The following is a 15,961-nucleotide window of genomic DNA, read 5'->3' on the forward strand; positions in this document are numbered from 1 at the left end:
CCTCAGCCGCGGTGACTCGGCAGCACGCAGGCGGTGTCCAGGCCGAGCACGCGGTTGAGCCTCCCGAAGGCCAGCCACGAGCCCAGGCACATGGACAGCTCGACGATCTCGCGGTCGGAGTAGTGGATGCGCATCCGCTGCCAGAATCCGTCGTCGATGCCGTGGTGGTCGAGGGCGTACCGCTCGGCGTACTCCGCGGCGAGGCGGGTCCGGTCATCGAGGTCGCGGGTGGTGCGCCACGCCTCGACGGCGCGGTCGAAGGTGTCCTCGACCTTTTTGCCGTCGCGTTCGGTGCGCCAGTCCTGGCAGAACAGGCAGCCGTTGATCTGGGCAATCCGCAGGCGCGCGGCCTCGAACTCGCGCAGCCCGAGGGTGCTGTGCTCGTAGACGCTCATCGCGAGCGTCGCCGCGGCCGGCCCGATGCCGGGGACCAGCTCCCCCCAGACGTAGGTGATCGGGTCCTTGCCGTCGGGGATGTCGAGGAACATCAGCCCTCCTCGGCGACGGTGCGCAGGTACGTCGACGGAGCCAGCGGGACGTCGAGGCCGTCGTACAGGGCCGGGGTGGCGGCGCGCAGCCACGGGATCGCGTTGACCAGGCGGTTGGCAGCGGTGGCGTTGCCGCCCGCCGCGCGGTTGCCCCCCTCGTCGGTGGCCTCGACGTTGATCTCGATCCGCGGGCGGCCCTCGATGATCACACGGTGGGCCCCGTCGCCACCGTCGGGCGGCATCGGCCAGTCGGTCGCGCAGGTCGCGCTGATCCGGGTCACGTGCTCGACCACGATCCTGGGCTCGCCACCGACGATGCCCTGCACCTCGAACCGCAGGCCGCCCTGGGTGCCGGCCCCGAAGTCGCCGAGGGCCGTGGTCACCGAGGAATCGAGGGCACGGCGCTCCACCGTCTCGCGCAGCTCGTCGACCTCCACCCCGAGCGCGCGGGCGATGAGCCGGATCTGGCCGCCCCACACCATCGACGGGATGCCCTCGGCCACCATCGGCGGCTCGTAGTCCATCGGCTGGCCCATGCCCACGATGAAGCGCACCGAGTCCTCGGCGTCGTAGGTCGAGTAGTCGAAGATCTCCTGGCAGCGCACCTGCTCGACCTCGGAGGCGAGGCCGCTGACCAGCGCAGGCAGCAGGTCGTTGCCCCAGCCCGGGTCGATGCCGCTGACGAACAGGGCGCTGCCGCCCTCGGCACAGGCCTTCTCGAGGGGGTCGCGCAGCTCGGCGGGCGCGCTGCGGTGGTCGTAGAGCGCGTAGACCGACGGCGTCACCACCACCGCGCCCCCGGCGAGGGCACGGGCGATGTCGACGACCGCGTCGTCGGGACGCAGCTCGCCACTGGCGGCGTAGGCGACCGCGCCGCCACCGTCGAGCGTCGCGAGCGCCGCCTCGACGTCGTTCGTCGCGGCGACACCGAGCACGCGGTCGAGGCCGGCGAGGTCGCCCGCGTCGCGGCCGAGCTTCGTCGGGTCGTTGACGACCACCGCGGACAGGGTCAGGCCGGGATGTGCTGCCACCGCCCGGATGGACGCGCGGCCCATGTTGCCGGTGCCCCAGACGACGACCGGGACTGTTGGGTGGAACACGTTCTCATCGGCCATGGTCGGGACCCTAAGGGGCCCGCAGCCCGAGCGGTAGTGCGACAGCGTGTCAGTTTTTGAGAAACCTCACCGACGAGCGGTGACGTAGCAGGCGACGGCGGTCGCGGCGGCCACGTTGAGCGAGTCGACGCCGTGCTCGATGGTGCGGGCCATCGGGATGATCGCCCGGCGGTCGGCGGCCTGCTCCCAGCGCGCGGACAGCCCGTGCCCCTCCGAGCCGAGGACGAGGGCGACATTGTCCTGGCCGCGCACCGCCTCCTCGATCGGTACGGCGTCGGGCGCCAGGGTCAGCGCCACGGTGGTGAACCCACGCTCGCTGAGGGTGGGCAGGGCGTCGTACCAGTCCGGGAGCCGGGTCCAGGGCAGCGCGAACACGGCGCCCATGGCCACCTTGATCGCGCGCCGGTAGAGCGGGTCGGCGCAGCGGGGCGCGAGCAGGACGGCGTCGAACCCGAGCGCGGCGCCGCTGCGCAGGATGGCGCCGACGTTGGTGTGGTCGACGAGGTCCTCGAGGACCAGGATCGTGCGGGCCCCGGCCAGGACGGCATCGAGGGACGGGAGCGGGCGGCGCTCGAGCGAGGCGAGGGCGCCGCGGTGGACGTGGAAGCCCGTGACCTGCTCGGCGAGGTCCTCGGAGAGGACGTAGCAGGGCGCGTCGCTGCGGTCGAGGACCTCGGCGAGGCCGTCGAGCCAGCGCGGCGCCATCAGGAAGGAGCGCGGGGTGTAGCCGGCCTCCACCGCGCGGCGTACCACCTTCTCCCCCTCGGCGAGGAAGAGCCCGTGCTCGGCCTCGAGGTGCTTGCGAAGCTCGACGTCGCGCAGGTCGCGGTAGTCGCCCAGCCGGGGGTCGGTCGGATCAGTGATCTCGACGAGCTCGGCCACGCTCAGCCCTGGTCGGCGAGGGCCGCGGGGAGGGGCGCGGAGAGGGCCTCGGGGTGCGCCACCGCGACGACGTCGCCGATCACGATGATCGCGGGCGGCTTCACGTCCTCCTCGACCAGGCGGGCTGCGAGGGTGCCGAGGGTGGCGAGCACGGTGCGCTGGGTCGGCATGGTGCCGTCGCAGACCACGGCCACGGGCGTGGACGCGGTGCGACCGCCCGCGACGAGCGCGTCGGCGATGTGAGGAGCGTTCTCGACGCCCATCATCACCACGACCGTCCCCTGCATCCGGGCGAGCGCGTCGTAGTTGACCAACGACTCCGGGTGGCCCGGCGGCAGGTGGCCGGAGACGACGGTGAACTCGTGGGTCACCCCGCGATGGGTCACCGGGATGCCGGCGATGCCGGGGACCGACACGGGCGAGGTGAGGCCCGGGATGACGGTGACCGGTACGCCGGCCTCGCGGCACGCGATGATCTCCTCGAAGCCGCGGCCGAACACGAAGTTGTCGCCACCCTTGAACCGGACGACGCGCTTCCCCTCGAGGGCGCGCTCGACGATGATCCGGTTGATCTCCTCCTGCTGCGCCGAGCGGCCGCGGGGCAGCTTGGCGACGTCGACCAGCTCGACGTCGGTGGGCAGGTCGCCGAGGAGCTCGCGCGGGGCGAGCCGGTCGGCGACGACGACGTCGGCGGCCATCAGCGCCTTGCGGCCGGCGATCGAGATCAGCTCCGGGTCGCCGGGGCCGCCCCCGACCAGCGTGACACCGGGCCGCCGCTCCGGGGTGCCGGCGCGGTGGTGGGGCGCGGCGATGGTGCCGTCGCGCAGGCCCGCCACGATCTCATCGCGTACCGAGGCGGAGCGACGCGGGTCGCGGTTGCCGACGACGGCCACGGTGATGCCGGCCTCGCGGCCGACGGCAGGCGTCCACGCCGTACCGAGCGTCGCGTCGTCGGAGCGCACGCAGAACACGCGCTGGGCCTCGCACAGCGCCGAGACGTGGTCGTTGACGGCGCGGTCGTCGGTGACCGCGATGACGTACCAGGCCCCGTCGACGTCGGAGTCCACGAAGGCACGCTCGTGCCAGGCGATCTCGCCCGAGCCGACCAGACCCTCGATGGCCGGGGTGACCATCGGGGACACGACGTGGACGTCGGCGCCGACGGCGATCAGCTGCGGGACGCGGCGCTGGGCCACGTGGCCGCCGCCGACGACGAGCACGCGGCGCCCCGCGAGGCGCAGACCGGAGGGGTACGGCGGGAAGTCGCTCACGCCGACCATTCTCCCGGCATGGACGGGGACGCCCCTGACACGGGACCAGCACCCGGACTAACTTCGGTGACATGAGTCTCGATCGCCCGGTCACCCCGGACCCCTACACCCTGCTCCCCGTCGTACCGTCCTTCGCGGTGACCAGCGCCGACGTCACCGACGGCCAGCCGCTGAAGGCCGAGCAGGTCTACTCCGGCGGCAACACCTCGCCGCAGCTCTCCTGGGAGCGCGGCCCGGAGGGGACCCAGAGCTACGTGGTCACCTGCTTCGACCCGGACGCGCCCGTCGTGAGCGGGTTCTGGCACTGGGTCGTGGTCGACCTGCCCGCCGACGTGACGAGCCTCGACACCGGCGCCGGCGCGTCCGACGCCACCTTGCCGGCCGGCGCCTTCCACGTCCGCAACGACTTCGGTACGGCCGACTTCGGCGGGGCCGCCCCGCCCGAGGGCGACCAGGTGCACCGCTACTTCTTCGTGGTGCACGCGGTGAAGGAGCCGACGCTGGGCGTCGACTCCTCCGCCACGCCTGCCGTGGTCGGCTTCAACCTGGCGTTCAAGACCCTCGGCCGGGCGATCCTGACCGGCACCTACCAGCACTGACCCGTACGCAGTTCATGCGCTTGTCAGGGGTTGCAACCCCTGACAAGCGCATGAATCCCCGGATGTCCGGGGATTCATGCAGGCTCACAGCCCCATCTGCTTGGCGATGATCAGCTTCATCACCTCGGACGTGCCGCCGTAGATCCGGTTGACCCGGTTGTCGGCGTACAGGCGGGCGATGGGGTACTCGTTCATGTAGCCGTAGCCCCCGTGGAGCTGGAGGCAGCGGTCGATGACGCGGGCGGCGACCTCGGTGCAGAACAGCTTGGCCGAGGCCGCCTCGACCGCGGTCAGCTCGCCGAGGTCGTGCGCCTCGAGGGCACGGTCGGCGACGGCCTGGGCGGCGTCGACCTCGGCCTGGCAGGCGGCGAGCTCGAACTTGGTGTTCTGGAAGTGGGCCACGGGCTGGCCGAAGACCTTGCGCTCCTCGACGTACTGCTGCGTGAACCGCACGGCGGCGGCCGCCTGCGCATAGGCGCCGAACGCGATGCCGAGCCGCTCCTGCGGGAGGTTCTGGCCCAGGTAGCCGAAGCCCTCGTTCTCCTCGCCGAGCAGGTCCTCGGCGGGGACGCGGACGTCGGTGAAGGCGAGCTCGGCGGTGTCGGAGGTGCGCAGCCCGATCTTGTCCAGCTTGCGACCGACCGTGTAGCCCTCGGACGTGGTGTCGACCACGAACAGCGAGATGCCGAAGCGTCGGTTGTTCTCGAGCGGCGGCGACGTGCGGGCGCAGACGATGACGCGGTCGGCGTGGACGCCGCCCGTGATGAACGTCTTCGCGCCGTTGAGGACGTAGCTGTCGCCGTCGCGCTTGGCGGTGGTGGTCATGCCGGCGAGGTCGGAGCCGGTGCCCGGCTCGGTCATCGCGATCGCGAACATGGTCTCGCCGGTGACGAAGCCGGGCAGCCAGCGCTTCTTCTGCTCCTCGGTGGCCAGCTTGAGGAGGTAGGGCAGGCACAGCGCGACGTGGGTGCTCGAGCCGCCGAAGCTCACGCCCGCGCGGGCGAGCTCCTCGTACTGGACGGCGGCGAACTTGAAGGACTCGATCCCCGCGCCGCCGTACTCCTCCGGCACCTCGATGCCGAAGGTGCCGAGCTCGCCGAGCTTCAGGTAGAAGTCACGCGGGACGAGGCCCGCCTCGAACCACTCCTGGTAGTGCGGCACGACCTCGGCCTCGATGAACGCGCGGATGGTCTTTCGGAAGGACTCGTGGTCCTCGTCGAACACGGTGCGGCGCATGATGCTCCTCTCACGACGGCAGGGACTCCATCATCACACCGTCACTGTCACGGTCCGGCCGGGGTCAGCGCACGGAGCTCCCGCCGGCCTCGCGGAGCAGCTGCTCGAACGGCGTGGGCGCCGCGAACCCGGCCGCCACCGACCGCCGCCGGGCGGCCGGGGCGGTCGCGGAGCCCGCGCCGAGCAGCGCCGCCAGCTCCCCGGCGGCCCGTTCGACCCGCTTGTCGAGGGCGCCGTCGTCGGTCCCGCCCGTCGCGGCGCCGAAGTCCTCGCTGGCAGCGAAGACCCCGGTGGGTACGACGACCGCGCGCAGGTAGGCGAACAGGGGGCGCAGCGCGTGGTCGAGGACCAGGCTGTGCCGGGCGGTGCCGGCGGTCGCGGCGATGACGACGGGCACGCCGTCCAGCATGCCGTTGTCGAGGACGTCGAAGAACGTCTTGAACAGCCCCGAGTACGACGCCGAGAACACCGGCGTCACGACGACCAGACCGTCCGCGTGGCGCACGGCGTCGATGGACTGCGCGAGCTCGCCGGTGGCGAACCCGGTCAGCAGGTGGTCGGCCAGCGCGTGGGCCAGCGGCCGCAGCTCGACGTGCTGGACCTCGACCTCCTGGCCGCGGGCGCCGACGGCCCGCTCGACGGCCTCGCCGAGCTTGTCGGCGAGCAGCTTCGTCGACGACGGGACGGACAGGCCCGCCGAGACGACGACGATCTTCGTGGTCATGCCTGAACCTCCTCGGTCTCCTCGGCACGGTCGGTGGTGCCGGTCATGGTGTCCTCCGCGTGGACGCTGACGTCCTGGGCACCGCCCGCGGCCGCGACGAGCGAGGCGTGGGTCGGGGCGTCCGGGACGGTGTCGGGACGGCCCTCGGCGAAGCCCGCGCGCATCGCGGGCAGGATCTCACCGAGCAGGTCGAGCTGCTCGAGGACCGTCTTGAGCGGCAGACCCGCGTGGTCGACCAGGAACAGCTGGCGCTGGTAGTGGCCGGCGTACTCCCGGAAGGACAGGGTCCGCTCGAGAACCTGCTGCGGCGAGCCGACGGTCAGCGGCGTGTGCTCGGTGAAGTCCTCGAGTGAGGGGCCGTGGCCGTAGACGGGCGCGTTGTCGAAGTACGGGCGGAACTCGCGCACGGCGTCCTGGCTGTTCTTCCGCATGAAGAACTGGCCGCCGAGGCCGACGATCGCCTGCTCGGCGGTGCCGTGCCCGTAGTGCTCGAAGCGCTCACGGTAGAGCCGCACCATCTGCTCGGTGTGCGACGCCGGCCAGAAGATGTGGTTGTGGAAGAAGCCGTCGCCGTAGTAGGCCGCCTGCTCGGCGATCTCGGGGCTGCGGATCGAGCCGTGCCACACGAACGGCGCGACGCCGTCGAGTGGGCGCGGGGTCGAGGTGTAGCCCTGGAGCGGGGTGCGGAAGCGCCCCTCCCAGTCCACGTTCGCCTCGGTCCACAGCCGCCGCAGCAGCGCGTAGTTCTCGATCGCCAAGTTGATGCCCTGGCGGATGTCCTTGCCGAACCAGGGGTAGACCGGGCCGGTGTTGCCGCGGCCCATCATCAGGTCGACCCGGCCGTCCGTCAGGTGCTGCAGCTTCGCGTAGTCCTCCGCGATGAGCACCGGGTCGGTCGTCGTGATCAGCGTCGTGGCCGTCGACAAGATGATGTTCTCGGTCTGCGCGCCGATGTAGGCGAGCGTCGCGGTGGGGTTGGACGCGATGAACGGCGGGTTGTGGTGCTCGCCGGTCGCGAACACGTCGAGGCCGATCTCCTCGGCCTTCTTCGCGATCGCGACGGTGGCCTTGATCCGCTCGTGCTCGGACGGCGTCTGCCCGGTGGTCGGGTCGGTGGTGACGTCGCCGACGGTGAAGATGCCGATCTGCATGGTCCGCTCCTGGTGGGTGGTGGTCAGTCACCCGGGTTAACAGATGACATGTCAACCATATTCCACCGAGGCGGGACCGTCAGCACCGGGCCAGCACCAGCACCGCCCGGTCGTCGTCGCCGCGGTCCACCCGGTCGATGATCCGCCGGGCCGTCCCCTCCCACCCGGCGAGGTACGCCGCCCGCGCCGTCTCCTGCAGCCACACGATCCCGGCGTCGATGTCGACCGAGCGGGACTCGACGACGCCGTCGGTGTAGAACATCAGCGCGTCGCCCGGCCCGAGCAGCCCCGAGCTCTCGTGGACCTCGGGCGTCTCGCTCACCCCGAGCGCGGTCCCCCGGGCGTTGTCGACCCGCCACGTGCGCTCCGCGGCGCTCCACACCAGGGCCGGCGGGTGGCCGGCACTGCGGATCAGGTACGCGCCGGTCGCCAGGTCCAGGTCGAGCTGCACGGCCGTCGCGATCGCCTCCTCCGACGGCTGGCGCAGCAGGTACGCGTTGGCGTCGCGGAGCAGATCGGCGCCCGGCACCGCCCCGATCAGGCTCTCCAGCGCGCCGGCGAACTGCAGTGCGGCGGGCACCGCCGTCTCCCCGCTGCCGCACACGTCGACCAGCACGGTGCGCAGCCGGGTGCCGGACTCCTGCAGGTCGCCGACGATGAAGTCGCCGCCGTACGCATAGCCCGCGGCGGACAGCATCGCGGACTGGTGTCGCCACCCCTGCGGCAGGGCGGGCATCCGGCCGCGGGCCAGGAGCCTCTCGCGGAGCCGGGCCCAGGCGGCAGCGTCCTCCATCGGCACAGCGTAGAGCCGCGACCGGTGCGTCCCTAGACTTCCGACGTGACCGACACGAGGACCGTCGACATCCTGGGTGAGCCGTGGACGGCGGAGACCATCCCGCTCGACGACGACTTCGAGGGCGAGGTCGTCGCGACCCTCGTCAGCAGGGAGGCCGCGCAGCCCAACGGGCTGGCGACCCTGCACGTGCACGGGTTCTCCGACTACTTCTTCCACGCCGAGTACGGCGAGTGGTGGCTCGCGCGCGGCTACGCCATGTACGGCCTCGACCTGCGCAAGTACGGCCGCTCGCTGCGGCCGCACCAGTCCCCGACCTACGTGGCGGACCTGAGCGACCACTTCGCCGAGCTGGACGCCGCCTGGGAGCGGATCACCGTCCGCGACGGACACCGTCGGGTCGTGCTCTCGGGCCACTCCACCGGCGGCCTCCTCGTCGCCCTGTGGGCCGACGACCGCCGGCCGCCGGAGCTGGCCGGCCTGCTGCTCAACGCGCCCTGGCTCGACCTGCAGGGCAAGGCGTGGCTGCGCTCCCCCGTCGCCAACCGGGTGCTCGACGAGGCCGGCCGCCGGCGTCCGCTGCAGGAGCTGCGGCGCGACGTCAGCGGCTACTACGGCCGCAGCCTGCACCGCGACCACGAGGGCGAGTGGGACTTCGACCTCAACTGGAAGCCGGTCGAGTCATTCCCCGTCCGCCTCGGCTGGCTCCGGGCGATCCGCCGGGGCCAGGCTCGGCTCCAGCGCGGCCTCGAGGTCCCGGCGCCCGTCCTGGTGCTGTCCTCGGACCGCACCGGCCGCCCGTCCGGGATGGACGAGGAGGTCTTCTCGACCGACATCGTGCTCGACGTCGACCAGATCCGGCGCTGGTCGGTCGCCGTCGGGCGGCACGTCACCTACGCCGCCGTACCGGGCGCGGTGCACGACGTGGTGCTCTCGCGGGCCGAGCCGCGCGCTCGCGCGTACGACGAGATCGAGCGCTGGCTCTCGGCCTACGTACGGGTCGTGAACGGGTGACTCAGTCGCAGTGGAGCTCGCCGTTGGAGTCGGTGTAGCAGTCGAGACTGTTCTCGGCCCACACGCCGAGCGCGATGAACAGGCCCACGCCGGCGAGGAAGAGCGCGAAGCCGGCCCAGCCGATGATGATGCCGGCCGTCGCCAGTCCCCCACCCTGCTCGTTGCGCTGCCGGATCTGCCCCTTGGCGACGTGGCCGAGGATCGCGCCGACGATCCCGGTAGCGCCGATGCAGGCGGTGAGCGAGATGATGCTGACGACGAGCGAGGCGATCGCCATGCCGTTGGTCGACGGCGGAGCCGGGTAGCCGTAGGGCTGCACCGGCTGGCCGTAGGCGCCGTACGGCGTGTAGCGCTGGCCGGGCTGGCTGGGCTGGCCGGGCTGGTCGGACTGGCCCCCGGGCTGGCCGTAGGGCTGGTGCGGGTCGTTCCCGAGAGGCGGAGTCGTCATGGCGGAAGGATCCCACGCAGGTACCCGCGCGACCACTAGGGTCCTGCCCATGGCTGCTTCATTCAAGGTCGATCCCGTCACCGGACTCTCGTTGGGCCGCATCGCCATCGGCGTCGGCGCCCTCGCCGCTCCCTCGACCACCGCTCGCGTGCTCGGCCTCGACCCGGTCGCCAACCCGCAGCTCGGCTACATGGGACGGATGTTCGGTGCCCGCGAGATCGCGCTGGGTGCGGTGACCCTGGTCTCCCGCGGCCCGCTGCGGCGCAACCTGACCGCCGTCGGCATCGCGGTCGACGGCGCCGACCTCGCCAACGGCGTGATCGAGCTCGGCCAGCGCAACGTGTCCAAGCTCGCCAGCGGCATGCTGATCGGCGCCGCCGCCGGAGCCGTGGGCTCGGGCCTGGCCGCGCTGGTCCGTGGCCGGAGTCGCGCGCAGGTCAGCTGACCAGCACGACGACGGCCACCAGGCCGACCGTCACGATCACCGCGCGCAGGGCGAGCGGCGGCAGGTGGCGACCGACCGCCGAACCGAGCAGGCCGCCGCACACGGAGCCGACGGCGATGAGCAGCACCAGCAGCCAGTCGACCTTCGCCTCCGCGCCGAGCAGGCCGAGCTCGGCGACGACGACGAAGACCAGCCCGGCGACGCCGTTGACGACGGCGACGAGGACGTTCTTGACGCCGTTGAGCCGTTGCAGCGCCTCGGCGACCCCGATGCCGAGCACCCCCATCAGCAGCACGCCCTGCGCGGCGCCGAAGTAGCCGCCGTACGCGCCGGTCGCGAACACCGCCGCCGGCACCCACCAGGAGTGCTCCGCCGCGCCCTGCTCCCGGTGCTGGGCGCGGTCGGCCACGGCGCGGGACAGGCGAGGCTGCAAGATGACGAGGCTGATGCCCAGCAGGATGAGCACCGGTACGACGGCCTCGAACGCACCGGGCGGCAGCACCAGAAGCAGCACGGCCCCCAGCAAGCCGCCGGCGGTGGAGAAGACCAGCAGACGCAGCACGCGCTCACGCTGGCCGGCGAGCTCGCGGCGGTAGCCGAACGCCCCCGCGATCGAGCCGGGCACGAGTCCGAGGCTGTTGGACATGTTCGCCGTGACCGGCGGGACGCCGAGCGCGAGCAGGGTCGGGAACGTGATCAGCGTGCCCGACCCCACCACCGCGTTGATGGTGCCGGCGCCGACGCCCGCGAGGAGGACGGCGACGATCTCGAGGAAGGTCACTCCGCGGAGGGATCCTTCTGGCCGGGGTGCGCCGCGCTCTCCGCCTCGGCGATCGCCTCCTGCACGGCTTCGCTGGTGCCGGTGAGCGGCAGCGCCGGCTCGGTGGGCCCCATGTCGACCCGCTTGGCCGGGCCGGGCGTGGACTGCGGGATGCCCGCGATCTCGTGGATCGACGAGCCGAGGCCCTCGAGGGCCTTGGTGATCTCGGAGGGGATCACCCACAGCTTGTTCGCGTCGCCCTCGGCGATCTTCGGCATCATCTGGAGGTACTGGTAGGCGAGCAGCGACTGGTCGGGGCGCCCGTCGTGGATCGCCTGGAACACCGTCTGGATCGCCTGTCCCTCACCCTGGGCGCGCAGGATCTGCGCCTCGCGCTCGGCCTGGGCACGCAGGATCTGCGACTCCCGCTCACCCTCGGCGTTGAGGATCGCGGACTGCTTGTTGCCCTCGGCCGTCAAGATGGCGGACTGCCGGGCACCCTCGGCGGTCAGGACCAGGGCCCGCTTGTCGCGCTCGGCGCGCATCTGCTTCTCCATCGCGTCCTTGATGGACGGCGGCGGCTCGATGCCCTTGATCTCGACCCGCTTGACCTTGATCCCCCACCGGCCGGTCGTCTCGTCGAGCACCGCGGACAGGCCGCTGTTGATCGACTCGCGACTGGTCAGGGTCTGCTCCAGGTCCATGCCGCCGACGACGTTGCGCAGCGTGGTCATGGTGAGCTGCTCGATGGCCTGGATGTAGTTGGAGATCTCGTACGTCGCCGCGATCGGGTCGGTCACCTGGAAGTAGATGACGGTGTCGATGTCGACGGTGAGGTTGTCCTCGGTGATCGCGGCCTGCGGCGGGAAGCTCACCACCTGCTCGCGCAGGTCGATGATGTAGTGGACCTTGTCGATGAACGGCAGCACGAAGTTCAGGCCGGCCGGCAGGGTCTCCTTGTACTTGCCGAACCGCTCGACGATGCCGGTGTAGGCCTGGGGGATCACCCGGATCGACTTGGCGATCACGGTGATCACCAGGAGCAGCAGGAGGACGAGCAGGACCAGGATGATCATCGGGGCCCCCGCGAAGTCGTTCGGGGGAGCGCAGCGGAGGAGAAGGACTTCGTGGGGTGATTCATCGGGGCTCCTCGAGTCGGAGGTCGGAGACGGGACGGACGTGCGCGGTGGCGCCGGAGATGGACACGACCTCGACCGCCTCACCGACGGCGATGCTGGAGGCCGGCGGCTCCGCGACCGCGAGCCACGACTCGCCGCCGATCTTCACCCGGCCGGGGTGGTGCTCGGCGACCGGCTCGGTGACGATCCCCCGCTTGCCGACCAGGCTCGCCGGACCGAGGACCAGGTCGGGCCCGCCGTGGAGGCGGCGGAGCAGCGGCGGGCGAACCGCGCCCAACAGCAGGACGGCGGCCGCCGAGGCGGCGAGCACGCTCACCACGACGTCGTCGGTCACCAGCGCGGCCAGCACGCCGGCGACCGCGCCGCCGGCGAGCATCAGCAGGAACAGGTCGAGGCTGACCAGCTCGGCCAGGGCAAGCGCGATCGCGACCCCGAGCCAGGTCTCCCACAGGTGGTCCCGCAACCAGTCCATGGCTGAACTCTAGTTGAGAGGGCTCTCACTGGCCCCGGTGGTGCTGCTTGCGGCGCGCGGCGTACCGCCCGTCGTGGTGCTCGAGCACGAGCGGCATCCCGAAGGTGGCCGAGAGCGCCTCCGCGGTGAGGGTCTCGTCGATCGGGCCCTGCACCACGACCCGGCCGCCCCGGAGCATGAGGACGTGGGTGAAGCCCGGCGGGATCTCCTCGACATGGTGGGACACCAGCACGGTCGCCGGCGACAACGGGTCGTAGGCGAGGACGGAGAGCGTCGAGACGAGGTCCTCGCGGCCACCCAGGTCCAGCCCGGCGGCCGGCTCGTCGAGCAGGAGCAGCTCGGGGTCGGTCATCAGCGCGCGGGCGATCTGGACCCGCTTGCGCTCCCCCTCGCTGAGGGTGCCGTAGGTCCGGTCGGCCAGCGCCGCGACGCCGACCTCGCGCAGCAGGGCGTCGGCGCGGTCGTGGTCGACGGCGTCGTAGTCCTCGCGCCAGCGCCCCAGGACGGCGTACGACGCCGTGAGCACCAGGTCGCGCACGGTCTCGTTGCGCGGGATCTGCTCGGCCACCGCGGCGCTGGAGACCCCGATCCGGGGTCGCAGCTCGAACACGTCGACGGTGCCGAGCAGCTCGCCGAGCAGCCCGACCGCACCCGAGGTCGGGTGGAGCTGGGCCGCCGCGATCTGCATGAGCGTGGTCTTGCCGGCGCCGTTGGCGCCGAGGAGGACCCAACGCTCGCCCTCGCGGACCACCCAGCTGACCCGGTCGAGCAGCGTCGCCTGGCCACGACGCACGGACACCTCGGCGAGCTCCAGCACGGCGGACATGCGAGCCACCTTAGAGGCAACCTCGTCACTCCTCGGAGCGCAGTAGGGTCGGCGGGTGAGCGCATTACCCGTCTCTGCCCGGTTGGCCTGGTGGGGAACGGCCTGGTTGCGCGGGTTGGTGGGCCCCGACGAGGTCCTCGACGCCGTCCACGGCGACGACGTGACCCACGTCGTCCTCTCCCCCGACGGTCCCTCGTCGCTGTTGCTCGAACTCGCGGCCGCCCGCAACCACGGCGCCGAGATCGTCGGCGCCGCCTACCCCGCGCCCGGTGACCCGGCCGGCCTGCGCGGCCCCCGGGAGCTGACGACGGCGGCCGTCGAGGCCGGCGAGGTGGTGCTCCTGCCCGGTACCGGACTGGTTCCGCGACAGGTCGGCCGAGCCGTCGAGTGGACGGTGCTGCCGGCCGAGCGGCGCCCCCCGCCCGACCTCGGCGACGCCGACCGGCAGCTGCGTGCGGCGCTGCTGACCGCAGCCAACCTGCTCGCCGACCTCGACGTCGCGCGCTGGCAGCCGCTGGTCGCCGACGAGCTGCACGACCTGCGCACCGCCGTACCGGTGACGGCTCCGCCGGGCACGCCCGCACGGTGCGTCGACCTGGCCGGACGGGCGCTGCACCTCGAGGCCGTCGTCGAGCTCGCGCTCCAGGACGACGGTGGCGCCCTCTCGGTGAGCGACGCGACCGCCCGCAGGGCCGCGCTGGAGCCGCTCGAGCGTGCTGCCCGCCACGCGCTCACCGCCGCCTGCTCGCCCGACGGCTGGCCACCGGCGTGAGCGCTGCCCGGGCAGCGGTAGCGTGCACCCCGCCATGAGCTCTCACGACGCAGCCGACGACACGCTCCTGATCACCGTCACCGGTGCCGACCGGCCCGGTGTCACCTCCACGGTCCTGGAGAGCCTCGCCGGCTTCGGCGTCAGCGTCGTCGACCTCGAGCAGATCGTGATGCGCGGGCGGCTGGTGCTCGGCGTCCTGGTGAGCGCACCGCGCGACCGCCAGCGGCTGCGCAGCACGTTGGAGAGCACGGTCGAGGTCCTCGGCATGACCGTGGAGATCGAGAAGGGCTCGGGCGACAACCGCACCCGTCACCGGGACCGCGCCCACGTCACCGTGATCGGTGCGCCGCTCAAGGCGTCGGCGATGGCGGCCATCGCCGGCCGGATCGCCGACTGCGGCGGCAACATCGACCGGATCGAGCGGATGGCCCGCTACCCCGTGACCGCGCTGGAGCTCGACGTCTCGGGCGCCCGCCCCGACCGGCTGCGCAAGCTGCTCGCCGTCGACGCCGCGTCCCACCGCATCGACGTCGCGGTCCAGCCCGCGAACCTGCTGCGCCACGGTGTGCGCCTCATCGTGATGGACGTCGACTCGACCCTGATCCAGGGCGAGGTGATCGAGATGCTCGCCGAGCACGCCGGCTTCGGCGCGGAGGTCGCCGACGTCACCGAGCGCGCCATGCGCGGCGAGCTCGACTTCGAGCAGTCCCTGCGCGCCCGGGTCAAGCTGCTCGCCGGGCTCGACGAGTCCGTCCTCGACGAGGTGTACGACGCGATCGTGGTCAACCCCGGCGCCCGGACCATGGTCCGCACCCTGCGCCGTCTCGGCTACCGCTTCGCCATCGTGTCCGGCGGCTTCAGCCAGATCACCGACCGGCTCGCCGCCGACCTCGGCATCCACCGGGCCCGCGCCAACACCCTCGAGATCGTCGACGGGAAGCTGACCGGCGAGGTGGTCGGCCCGGTCGTCGACCGAGCCGGGAAGGCCACCGCGCTGCGGGAGTTCGCCGCCGACCTCGGCGTGCCCGAGGACGCGACGATCGCGATCGGCGACGGCGCCAACGACCTCGACATGCTCGCCGCCGCCGGCCTCGGCATCGCCTACAACGCCCGCGCGGTCGTCCGCGAGGCCGCTGACACGGCCCTGAACGTGCCGTACCTGGACGCGATCATGTACCTGCTCGGCATCACCCGCGAGGAGATCGAGGCGGCCGACGCCGCCGCGGGGATCATCACGCCGGCTCCTCCGGTCTGACTCGCGCCCGACTGACCCACCCCCGACGACTCGCCCCCGTCCGGCTCACCCCTGGTCGGCAGCCCGGCCGACGTGGCAGGCGCGCAGCCGCCCGCCCATCGGTGCGACGTCGTCCCAGGCGCCGGCGACCTCGAAGACGGCCGCGGCGCTCGTGGGGAAGCTGCCGAGCTCGACCGAGCCGCTCGCCTCGCCCTCGCCGTCGTCGAGGAGCTGCACGAGCATCGCCATGGTCGGGTTGTGGCCGACGACCACGACGCTCGAGGCGTGCTCGGGGGTCGAGCGGACCAGCTCGAGGACGCCCTCCTCGTCGGTGCCGTACAGGTTGCCGTCGATCTGGGGCGCCAGTCCCCAGCCGGCCCCCGCGGCCACCACGTCCCAGGTCTCGCGGGTGCGGGCGGCGTACGACACGTAGGCGACGTCGGGGGTGATCCCCTCGTCGGCGAGCCACCGGCCGAGCGCACGGCCGTCGTCGCGGCCCCGGGGACTCAGCACCCGTTCGACGTCGGAGGCGGCGAACTGCTCGGCCTTGGCGTGTCGGACGACGACGAGGAGCCGTTGCTTCTCCACCGGG

At 72.3% G+C, this 15,961-nt stretch carries 19 protein-coding genes; 5 read left to right on the plus strand and 14 right to left on the minus strand.

The genetic code is table 11. The features are described from left to right. Positions 1-2: 2 nt before the first annotated feature. The 4 genes from KU893_RS06085 to cobA form a co-directional block, all read right to left on the minus strand. Entirely contained in the window at positions 3-488 is a 486-nt protein-coding gene (locus KU893_RS06085; RefSeq protein WP_218233467.1) for a carboxymuconolactone decarboxylase family protein, read from the minus strand. Beyond that, positions 488-1,603 carry an NAD(P)H-dependent amine dehydrogenase family protein gene (locus tag KU893_RS06090; protein WP_218233468.1) on the minus strand — a complete coding sequence of 372 codons (1,116 nt, stop codon included), beginning with the start codon at positions 1,601-1,603 and terminating at the stop codon, positions 488-490. Before KU893_RS06090 ends, KU893_RS06085 begins: the two co-directional genes overlap by 1 nt. Before the next feature lie 66 nt (positions 1,604-1,669). After that, complete coding sequence (locus tag KU893_RS06095; RefSeq protein WP_218233469.1) at positions 1,670-2,485, minus strand: TrmH family RNA methyltransferase; 816 nt, start codon at positions 2,483-2,485, stop codon at positions 1,670-1,672. Between the two features lie 2 nt (positions 2,486-2,487). After that, on the minus strand, positions 2,488-3,756 hold the full coding sequence (cobA, locus tag KU893_RS06100; RefSeq protein WP_257441510.1) for a uroporphyrinogen-III C-methyltransferase: 1,269 nt from the start codon (positions 3,754-3,756) through the stop codon (positions 2,488-2,490). A gap of 71 nt (positions 3,757-3,827) precedes the next feature. On the opposite strand from cobA, the gene KU893_RS06105 reads away from it, so the two are divergent. Further along, a complete protein-coding gene (locus KU893_RS06105) occupies positions 3,828-4,355 on the plus strand; it encodes a YbhB/YbcL family Raf kinase inhibitor-like protein (protein ID WP_218233471.1) in 528 nt (175 codons plus the stop codon). Between the two features lie 84 nt (positions 4,356-4,439). On the opposite strand, the gene KU893_RS06110 is transcribed toward KU893_RS06105, so the two are convergent. The 4 genes from KU893_RS06110 to KU893_RS06125 form a co-directional block, all read right to left on the minus strand. Further along, the gene (locus KU893_RS06110) at positions 4,440-5,591 is read right to left on the minus strand and encodes an acyl-CoA dehydrogenase family protein (protein WP_218233472.1); all 1,152 of its coding nucleotides are present in this window, start codon (positions 5,589-5,591) and stop codon (positions 4,440-4,442) included. A 64-nt stretch (positions 5,592-5,655) separates the two neighbouring features. After that, positions 5,656-6,315, minus strand: coding sequence for an FMN reductase (locus tag KU893_RS06115; RefSeq protein ID WP_218233473.1), 660 nt, complete (start codon positions 6,313-6,315; stop codon positions 5,656-5,658). Next, positions 6,312-7,466: an LLM class flavin-dependent oxidoreductase gene (locus KU893_RS06120; RefSeq protein ID WP_218233474.1), complete on the minus strand. Its 1,155-nt coding sequence runs from the start codon at positions 7,464-7,466 to the stop codon at positions 6,312-6,314. Before KU893_RS06120 ends, KU893_RS06115 begins: the two co-directional genes overlap by 4 nt. Before the next feature lie 79 nt (positions 7,467-7,545). Further along, positions 7,546-8,259, minus strand: coding sequence for a PP2C family protein-serine/threonine phosphatase (locus tag KU893_RS06125; RefSeq protein ID WP_218233475.1), 714 nt, complete (start codon positions 8,257-8,259; stop codon positions 7,546-7,548). Between the two features lie 45 nt (positions 8,260-8,304). On the opposite strand from KU893_RS06125, the gene KU893_RS06130 reads away from it, so the two are divergent. Further along, complete coding sequence (locus KU893_RS06130; protein WP_218233476.1) at positions 8,305-9,273, plus strand: alpha/beta hydrolase; 969 nt, start codon at positions 8,305-8,307, stop codon at positions 9,271-9,273. 1 nt (position 9,274) lies between these two features. Here the strand turns inward: KU893_RS06130 and KU893_RS06135 are convergent, their stop codons facing one another. Continuing rightward, the gene (locus KU893_RS06135; RefSeq protein ID WP_218233477.1) at positions 9,275-9,721 is read right to left on the minus strand and encodes a DUF4190 domain-containing protein; all 447 of its coding nucleotides are present in this window, start codon (positions 9,719-9,721) and stop codon (positions 9,275-9,277) included. Positions 9,722-9,770: 49 nt separating this feature from the next. On the opposite strand from KU893_RS06135, the gene KU893_RS06140 reads away from it, so the two are divergent. Further along, entirely contained in the window at positions 9,771-10,166 is a 396-nt protein-coding gene (locus KU893_RS06140) for a hypothetical protein (RefSeq protein WP_218233478.1), read from the plus strand. Here KU893_RS06140 and KU893_RS06145 read toward each other — a convergent pair. From KU893_RS06145 to KU893_RS06160, 4 genes are all read right to left on the minus strand, one after another. Next, complete coding sequence (locus tag KU893_RS06145; RefSeq protein WP_218233479.1) at positions 10,159-10,947, minus strand: sulfite exporter TauE/SafE family protein; 789 nt, start codon at positions 10,945-10,947, stop codon at positions 10,159-10,161. The two genes, KU893_RS06140 and KU893_RS06145, sit on opposite strands and share 8 nt — an antisense overlap. After that, positions 10,944-12,002 (minus strand): SPFH domain-containing protein, encoded by a 1,059-nt coding sequence (locus KU893_RS06150; protein ID WP_218233480.1) that lies wholly within the window; start codon positions 12,000-12,002, stop codon positions 10,944-10,946. The genes KU893_RS06145 and KU893_RS06150 overlap by 4 nt, the downstream gene beginning before the upstream one ends. Before the next feature lie 61 nt (positions 12,003-12,063). Continuing rightward, entirely contained in the window at positions 12,064-12,537 is a 474-nt protein-coding gene (locus KU893_RS06155; protein ID WP_218233481.1) for an NfeD family protein, read from the minus strand. Between the two features lie 25 nt (positions 12,538-12,562). Next, positions 12,563-13,363 (minus strand): ABC transporter ATP-binding protein, encoded by an 801-nt coding sequence (locus KU893_RS06160; protein ID WP_218233482.1) that lies wholly within the window; start codon positions 13,361-13,363, stop codon positions 12,563-12,565. A gap of 55 nt (positions 13,364-13,418) precedes the next feature. Between KU893_RS06160 and KU893_RS06165 the strand changes: the two genes are divergently transcribed. Next, positions 13,419-14,135, plus strand: coding sequence for an Rv1486c family protein (locus KU893_RS06165; protein ID WP_218233483.1), 717 nt, complete (start codon positions 13,419-13,421; stop codon positions 14,133-14,135). Positions 14,136-14,169: 34 nt separating this feature from the next. Further along, positions 14,170-15,390: a phosphoserine phosphatase SerB gene (gene serB / locus KU893_RS06170; RefSeq protein ID WP_218233484.1), complete on the plus strand. Its 1,221-nt coding sequence runs from the start codon at positions 14,170-14,172 to the stop codon at positions 15,388-15,390. Between the two features lie 45 nt (positions 15,391-15,435). Here serB and KU893_RS06175 read toward each other — a convergent pair whose 3' ends face one another. Continuing rightward, on the minus strand, positions 15,436-15,957 hold the full coding sequence (locus KU893_RS06175; protein WP_218233485.1) for a SixA phosphatase family protein: 522 nt from the start codon (positions 15,955-15,957) through the stop codon (positions 15,436-15,438). Positions 15,958-15,961: the final 4 nt, after the last annotated feature.

Origin of the sequence: Nocardioides daeguensis (genome assembly GCF_019192965.1) — a bacterium.
Lineage (GTDB): Bacteria > Actinomycetota > Actinomycetes > Propionibacteriales > Nocardioidaceae > Nocardioides > Nocardioides daeguensis.

Bases quoted from the DNA above. Each gene is read 5' to 3' on its own strand.
- KU893_RS06085 (WP_218233467.1), bottom strand. From the start codon at position 488: ATGTTCCTCGACATCCCCGACGGCAAGGACCCGATCACCTACGTCTGG.
- KU893_RS06090 (WP_218233468.1), bottom strand. From the start codon at position 1,603: ATGGCCGATGAGAACGTGTTCCACCCAACAGTCCCGGTCGTCGTCTGG.
- KU893_RS06105 (WP_218233471.1), top strand. From the start codon at position 3,828: ATGAGTCTCGATCGCCCGGTCACCCCGGACCCCTACACCCTGCTCCCC.
- KU893_RS06110 (WP_218233472.1), bottom strand. From the start codon at position 5,591: ATGCGCCGCACCGTGTTCGACGAGGACCACGAGTCCTTCCGAAAGACC.
- KU893_RS06115 (WP_218233473.1), bottom strand. From the start codon at position 6,315: ATGACCACGAAGATCGTCGTCGTCTCGGCGGGCCTGTCCGTCCCGTCG.
- KU893_RS06120 (WP_218233474.1), bottom strand. From the start codon at position 7,466: ATGCAGATCGGCATCTTCACCGTCGGCGACGTCACCACCGACCCGACC.
- KU893_RS06125 (WP_218233475.1), bottom strand. From the start codon at position 8,259: ATGGAGGACGCTGCCGCCTGGGCCCGGCTCCGCGAGAGGCTCCTGGCC.
- KU893_RS06135 (WP_218233477.1), bottom strand. From the start codon at position 9,721: ATGACGACTCCGCCTCTCGGGAACGACCCGCACCAGCCCTACGGCCAG.
- KU893_RS06140 (WP_218233478.1), top strand. From the start codon at position 9,771: ATGGCTGCTTCATTCAAGGTCGATCCCGTCACCGGACTCTCGTTGGGC.
- KU893_RS06150 (WP_218233480.1), bottom strand. From the start codon at position 12,002: ATGATCATCCTGGTCCTGCTCGTCCTCCTGCTGCTCCTGGTGATCACC.
- KU893_RS06155 (WP_218233481.1), bottom strand. From the start codon at position 12,537: ATGGACTGGTTGCGGGACCACCTGTGGGAGACCTGGCTCGGGGTCGCG.
- KU893_RS06160 (WP_218233482.1), bottom strand. From the start codon at position 13,363: ATGTCCGCCGTGCTGGAGCTCGCCGAGGTGTCCGTGCGTCGTGGCCAG.
- serB (WP_218233484.1), top strand. From the start codon at position 14,170: ATGAGCTCTCACGACGCAGCCGACGACACGCTCCTGATCACCGTCACC.